We start from the raw sequence: 5,460 nt of genomic DNA, 5'->3' as shown, positions 1-5,460 counted from the left end.
TCAACGACATCTGTTGCAAGGTCTTTTCCTCGGCTTCGCTCAGCTCTACAACACACTTCATCTGGACTCCGGCGCAATGGGGTCGCCGAAGTTAACAAAATTCAAACGCGTTTACCAGCAACACTTATCTATTTAGCGGCGAGCTCGCCGATCTCGAGCGTATCGTCGGCTGCTCCGTGACGATCGAAGCCGACGGCGAACTGAAGGAGACGCTGACCGCGCTCGCGCTCGCGCTGCGCTGCCATCCGCTGTCGATTCCGCCGGGCGGCCGCATGCTGTATCACGCCGCCGCGCACTACGCGGCGAGCTTCGCGCTCTGCAGCCTCGCCGAATGCGTGGCGTTGTGGCGCACGCTCGGCTTCGCCGAAGACGACGCGCTGCGCGCGCTGCTGCCGATGCTCGCCGGCACGATCGAAACCGCGCGCGACAAAGGCCTGCCCAACGCGCTCGCGGGGCCGGTATCGCGCGGCGACACGGGTGTCGTCGAGAAGCAGCTCGCGCTGCTCGAAGGCTTCGGCGGCGACCATGCCGCGCTGTATGGTCTGCTGACGCGCCGCGCGGTCAACCTCGCCCGACGTCGCGCAACGCCGGCCGCGACGATTGAAGCGATCTCCGAAGCTGTGGAAGAATCGCTGGGCCGCTCGCTGAATCAGGCCGCGGCAGGTGCAAGCGTCAAGTAAGCCGTGATAATGTGACGTCCGGCACGCCGGGCGAACCACGCGACGACCCGCGCCGCGCTTCGGGACCAACAGACGAGAACGCACAATGATCAAGGTCAGCATCCTCTACCCGTACCGGGAAAACGGCCGCTTCGACATGGACTACTACTGCGCGACCCATATGCCGCTCGCGGCGAAGCTGTTCGGGCCGGCGCTGAAAGGCTGGTCGGTCGACGCGGGCCTGAACGCCGGGCCGCCCGGCACGCCACCGCCTTACGTGGCCGCGGGACACTTCCTGTTCGATAGCGCGGACGACTTCTATAAAGTGTTCAAGCCCGCGTCCGAGCAACTATTAGCGGATATCCCGAACTACACCGACGGCGGCAACGGCACAATCCTGATCAGCGAGGTCCGGATTTCCGTGTGATGCCGGACAGACAGCCATCGGGAGGCGGCGCGCAATGACGTCGAACCTCCGGTTGGCTAACCGGGTAAATCCAGAAAACCGCCGGCACGCACCGATCGGGCGACGCCGGCAGCCCGCGGCCGGTCGGCGGCCGTCATCAGAAGCATAAGGACACGAGATGTTTGGCGATATCGCCCGTTTTCTGCTCAATACCGTTTTCACTCTGTTTGGCGCCGCGCTGCTGTTGCGCGCGTGGCTGCAGGTTGTGCGCCTGCCGCCGTACAACCCGGTCTCGAACGCCGTGCTGCAGGCGACCAACTGGATCGTGCTGCCGCTGCGGCGCATCCTGCCGAGCACGCGCAACATCGACTGGGCGAGCGTGGTCGCAACGCTGATCGCCGCGATCATCTACGTCGTCCTGATGATCGTGCTGACGGGCGCGGATCCGCTGACGCTCGTGCCGACGCTGCTGATCGTCGCGGTGCTCACCGCGATCAAGTGGGCGCTCAATCTGATCATCTGGATGACGATCCTGATGGCGCTGCTGTCGTGGCTCAATCCGCGTTCGCCCGCGATGCCGATTCTGTATCAGCTGACCGCGCCGTTTCTGAATCCGTTGCGTCGCGTGCTGCCGAAGTTCGGCGGTATCGATCTGTCGCCGATCCTGCTGTTCGTGATCGTGCAGGTGCTGCAGATGGTCGTCACGCGCGCGGCGGTTCAGCTGACTTATTTTGTGATCTGAGCTGATTGCGCGGGAAAGTTGGGCTGACGCGCGGCGGCCGCTTGAGTCGGCGCGGCTTCTACACGGCTGCCGCGAAACCGCGGCTCTCCCCCGTCCGGAACACCGACACCGTCTGCTTCATCTTGCGCGCCTGCGTCTCGAGCGATTGCGCGGCCGCCGCGGCCTGTTCGACGAGCGCCGCGTTCCGCTGCGTGGTCTCGTCCATCTGCGTGACGGCCTGGCCGACCTGGTGAATGCTGCGGTTCTGCTCTTCGGAGGCCGTTGCGATCTCGCTGACGATATCCGACACGCGATGAATCGCGGCCTTGATATCCGCCATCGTCGTGCTGACTTCGGCTGCCTGCTGCGTGCCGCCTTCGATGATCGCGACCGACGTCGTGATCATCTCCTTGATCTCCTTGGCCGCGCTCGCCGAGCGCTGCGCGAGGTTGCGCACCTCGCTCGCGACCACCGCGAAACCGCGCCCCTGCTCGCCCGCGCGCGCGGCCTCGACCGCCGCGTTCAACGCGAGAATATTGGTTTGGAACGCAATGCCCTCGATCACGCCGGTGATCTCCGAGATCTTCGTCGAACTGCCGCTGATATCACCGATGGTGCGCACCATGCCCTCGACGGCAGTGTTGCCGGTGTTGGCGACCTGTGCCGCCTCAGTCGCGAGCGCGCTCGCGTTGCGCGCGTTGTCGCTGTTGCGGGTGACGGTCTGCGTCAATTCCGACATGCTCGCCGCGGTCTGTTCGAGCGAAGCGGCCTGCTCTTCGGTGCGAGCGGACAGATCGATGTTGCCGCTCGCGATCTGCTGCGAAGCGATGCTGACCGACTCGGCGCTTTCGCGAATCGAACCGATCGTCGCCGCGAGACGCTCCTGCATGTGCGCGACCGCGCGCAAGATGCTGCCGTCGTCGGCGGCGCCGGTGTGTAGTCGCCGGCTCAAGTCGCCGCCCGCGATCTGCTCGACGACCTTCGCGACTTCGGCCGGTTCGCCGCCGATCTGCCGCACGACCGCGCGCGTCACCAGCAGCCCCAGGCCGATCGCAACCGCGACGCCGACGACCGCGCAGCTCGCGATCCACCACGTCACCGAGCGAACCATCTCGACGCCGTTCGCGACACGCTGCCTGGCCAACTCGTCCCGCACGTCGGACAGCTTGATCATCAGCGTGCGCAGCTTGACGTGCAGCGGGTCGGTGGTCGATTTGAGCTCGGCGAGCGCGCCGCTCTGATCGCCCTGGTCGGCCAGCGCCATTACCTTCGCGACCGAACTCATATAGGCCGGATAGGCGGCGTCGAAGTCGCTCAGCAATTGCTTCTGCGCGTCGGTGGTCGCATGCTTGCGCTCGTAGTCGAATGCCGACAGGATCGCCGCTTCACCGCCGTGATTCAGGCGCACCGTATCGGCGCGGCCTGCCGGCTCCGGATTCAGGATGTACGAATAGAGGCGCCGGAAGTGCGAAGCGGCCTGCCACGCGGCGGTGCCGTCGTCGCGCACAGGCACGAATTCGCGGTCGTACATTTCGGTTTGCATCGTCGCGACTTCGCGCACCTTCAGCACACCGACCGTGCCGACGATGGCCGTTACGAACGCGCACAGCATCAACGAGCCGACAAGCTTCTGGCTCAGTTTCAGATTGGAAAGCCACTGCATCTTGGGAAAATCTCTTGATCGGGATGGGAAGCGCCGGGTTCGTGCCGGCTTGCGGGGTGCGCAAGCGCACGGTGTTGGGCAGTATTCGGATTAACGGCAGGCGCAGACGAAGTCTGAAGGCTCGCGCCGTTCGAACCGCAGAAGCGAAAAGACGGGTCGGCTGCTCGTGCGCGCGAGCCATACCCCTGCCCAAACGGCCCAAAAGCCTGTAACATAGCGCGCTCTGCGGGCGTCGTATAATGGTAATACCCTAGCTTCCCAAGCTAGAGCCGTGGGTTCGATTCCCATCGCCCGCTCCAAAATGGCTCCCAGCCTTGTCCCATAAGGCTCTGCCGGTCGGCCAGAAGTGGCCGTGCCCACACCTTTTACTCACGCCAGCTACCCACACCTGCTTGAGAAATAGGCGCTAGGAGCCTTCCTTGCCTATCAAGACACCACGGCTACACCGTGACAGGAAATCGGTTGGATATTTCTTCCGGTACAAACTTCCGGCTATCCTTGCGGAACGCCTCGGAAAGGTCAGCGTCTATCAGTCCCTCAAGACGAAGGATTTCACTGTTGCCAAGGCACGCGCCCTTTATCTCAACCTGCAACTCGAAATGACCCGGCACAAACTGGACCCCAACAAAGCTTACGTGCGTATTTGTAGAAAGACAGCGTATTGGAGTGGTACAAATGTTTATCTGCATCGTCTTCGTAATTGGAGGGCAGGAGGAGCACCTCCTTGGTTTTTTCGTCTAAAACTATCTCATTAATGCTTTTTTCGACAATATCCATTGCTTCCTCAGATAGGATTACCTTGACCGACAGTTGACTGACGGTTTTCCACGACATCGAGAGCATGTCTTGCGTCTGGCATCACATCAAGCGCTTTCCTGAACCGAGCATGCTGGTGAAATGCGAAGCCGATGCATACAATAAAAAACAACGCGCAGAACCATGAAATATGCCATACGAGCGTGGCAATACCAATGGTCAGGAAGACGAGCCCGAGCACGTGTGCCAGACTGGAAAAATTTTCGGCAACGATGATGTGGCCGATATGCAACCCCTCTGCCTTGTGAAGAACATGTATCTTACCGATCACGACCGTGCCAAACGATATGCATGCTGCTGTTAGTGAACAGCACGCAACCGTTGTCAAAAACCCGCGGCTCGGAACTGTCGTAAGCGCAAGAAGCGCAGTGCTGGAAAAGGCGAGCAGCGCCCCGTACATGACGAAGAGCACTCCCTCTTTTTCCTTCGCCTCAACTTGCAGCTTTGCCAGGCGCTCCAGCCTTTCCTTCTTATCCGCTTCATTCATGACTACGTTTCCACGCTAAGGTTTTCTTAAATAGTGCATTCCAGAGTCTGGGGAAATCCGCTCTACACGATAGCCATGTTTTTGAAGAAAACCAATTGCCCACGTTGATTTCGGATAGCACCTAGCATAAAACGTCGTCCCGGCCACATGCCGATGCTCCTCGACTCGAATGAGCGCAGACGCCACGCCTTGCCGACGCACTGACTTGAGCACACTCAGCATATAGATCTCGATTGCAGACGTATCAGCAGGTGTTTCTGGTGAAGAAAGCAAAAGTCCGACAGGCTTTCCATCCACTTCAGCTATAGACGTGGCTATTCGTACCTGCTCAACAATAAATGAACCATCAGGGCGAAAACATTTCCGCACCATGAGGCGCTTCCTTAACCACTCGTGCCATATTCGCGCGGTCGGCACCCCGGGCTGCCCCGCAAAATGCCCGCCTGAGACCCCTTCATCAAATTGCCCGACTAGAAACGACAAGTCGTCCAGTGTTGCATCACGGATAATGGTTTTCATTGTATTTAGTTAGGTTTCCTTTACATAAATTTGGTGGTGTGCAGCAATTCGAGTTCAGCTACCCGGCGCGCGTCAAGCAAGTTGTCGCCTCACTCATGCAGCCAGAGGCTGTTTATTTGCGCTGATCGACGCCATCTCGACGACTGAGTCGCGTTCGGGGTTAAGCGTCACGGCACCAACCGGTGTCCA

Annotated in this window: 6 protein-coding genes, 1 tRNA gene and 1 pseudogene; 5 read left to right on the top strand and 3 right to left on the bottom strand. The window is 60.5% G+C overall.

Annotation, left to right across the window (positions count from 1 at the left end; all coding sequences use genetic code 11):
- Nucleotides 1-125: 125 nt before the first annotated feature.
- The 3 genes and pseudogenes from F6X37_RS35190 to F6X37_RS35180 all read left to right on the top strand — a co-directional run.
- Nucleotides 126-680: pseudogene (locus F6X37_RS35190) on the top strand (DUF2520 domain-containing protein); the annotation flags it as partial.
- Nucleotides 681-765: 85 nt separating this feature from the next.
- Nucleotides 766-1,086: an EthD family reductase gene (locus tag F6X37_RS35185; RefSeq protein ID WP_090801500.1), complete on the top strand. Its 321-nt coding sequence runs from the start codon at nt 766-768 to the stop codon at nt 1,084-1,086.
- A gap of 157 nt (nt 1,087-1,243) precedes the next feature.
- Nucleotides 1,244-1,807, top strand: a complete 564-nt coding sequence (locus F6X37_RS35180) for a YggT family protein (protein WP_018421532.1) — start codon at nt 1,244-1,246, stop codon at nt 1,805-1,807.
- 58 nt (nt 1,808-1,865) lie between these two features.
- On the opposite strand, the gene F6X37_RS35175 is transcribed toward F6X37_RS35180, so the two are convergent.
- On the bottom strand, nt 1,866-3,449 hold the full coding sequence (locus F6X37_RS35175; protein ID WP_187614599.1) for a methyl-accepting chemotaxis protein: 1,584 nt from the start codon (nt 3,447-3,449) through the stop codon (nt 1,866-1,868).
- Nucleotides 3,450-3,674: 225 nt separating this feature from the next.
- On the opposite strand from F6X37_RS35175, the gene F6X37_RS35170 reads away from it, so the two are divergent.
- Nucleotides 3,675-3,748: transfer RNA gene (locus F6X37_RS35170), tRNA-Gly, on the top strand.
- 120 nt (nt 3,749-3,868) lie between these two features.
- The gene (locus tag F6X37_RS38130; RefSeq protein ID WP_410451548.1) at nt 3,869-4,204 is read left to right on the top strand and encodes a DUF6538 domain-containing protein; all 336 of its coding nucleotides are present in this window, start codon (nt 3,869-3,871) and stop codon (nt 4,202-4,204) included.
- A gap of 29 nt (nt 4,205-4,233) precedes the next feature.
- On the opposite strand, the gene F6X37_RS35165 is transcribed toward F6X37_RS38130, so the two are convergent.
- Together F6X37_RS35165 and F6X37_RS35160 are read right to left on the bottom strand one after the other, a co-directional pair.
- Nucleotides 4,234-4,752: a hypothetical protein gene (locus F6X37_RS35165; RefSeq protein ID WP_187614598.1), complete on the bottom strand. Its 519-nt coding sequence runs from the start codon at nt 4,750-4,752 to the stop codon at nt 4,234-4,236.
- 15 nt (nt 4,753-4,767) lie between these two features.
- The gene (locus F6X37_RS35160) at nt 4,768-5,271 is read right to left on the bottom strand and encodes a GNAT family N-acetyltransferase (protein ID WP_187614597.1); all 504 of its coding nucleotides are present in this window, start codon (nt 5,269-5,271) and stop codon (nt 4,768-4,770) included.
- Nucleotides 5,272-5,460 lie beyond the last annotated feature (189 nt).

Source organism: Paraburkholderia sp. 31.1 (assembly GCF_014397645.1).
Taxonomy (GTDB): Bacteria; Pseudomonadota; Gammaproteobacteria; order Burkholderiales; family Burkholderiaceae; genus Paraburkholderia; species Paraburkholderia tuberum.
This window is presented reverse-complemented; position numbering and strand designations above follow the sequence as displayed.

What these genes read in the sequence shown, in the direction of transcription:
- F6X37_RS35185 (WP_090801500.1), top strand. Translation starts at nt 766, where the DNA reads ATGATCAAGGTCAGCATCCTCTACCCGTACCGGGAAAACGGCCGCTTC.
- F6X37_RS35180 (WP_018421532.1), top strand. Translation starts at nt 1,244, where the DNA reads ATGTTTGGCGATATCGCCCGTTTTCTGCTCAATACCGTTTTCACTCTG.
- F6X37_RS35175 (WP_187614599.1), bottom strand. Translation starts at nt 3,449, where the DNA reads ATGCAGTGGCTTTCCAATCTGAAACTGAGCCAGAAGCTTGTCGGCTCG.
- F6X37_RS35165 (WP_187614598.1), bottom strand. Translation starts at nt 4,752, where the DNA reads ATGAATGAAGCGGATAAGAAGGAAAGGCTGGAGCGCCTGGCAAAGCTG.
- F6X37_RS35160 (WP_187614597.1), bottom strand. Translation starts at nt 5,271, where the DNA reads ATGAAAACCATTATCCGTGATGCAACACTGGACGACTTGTCGTTTCTA.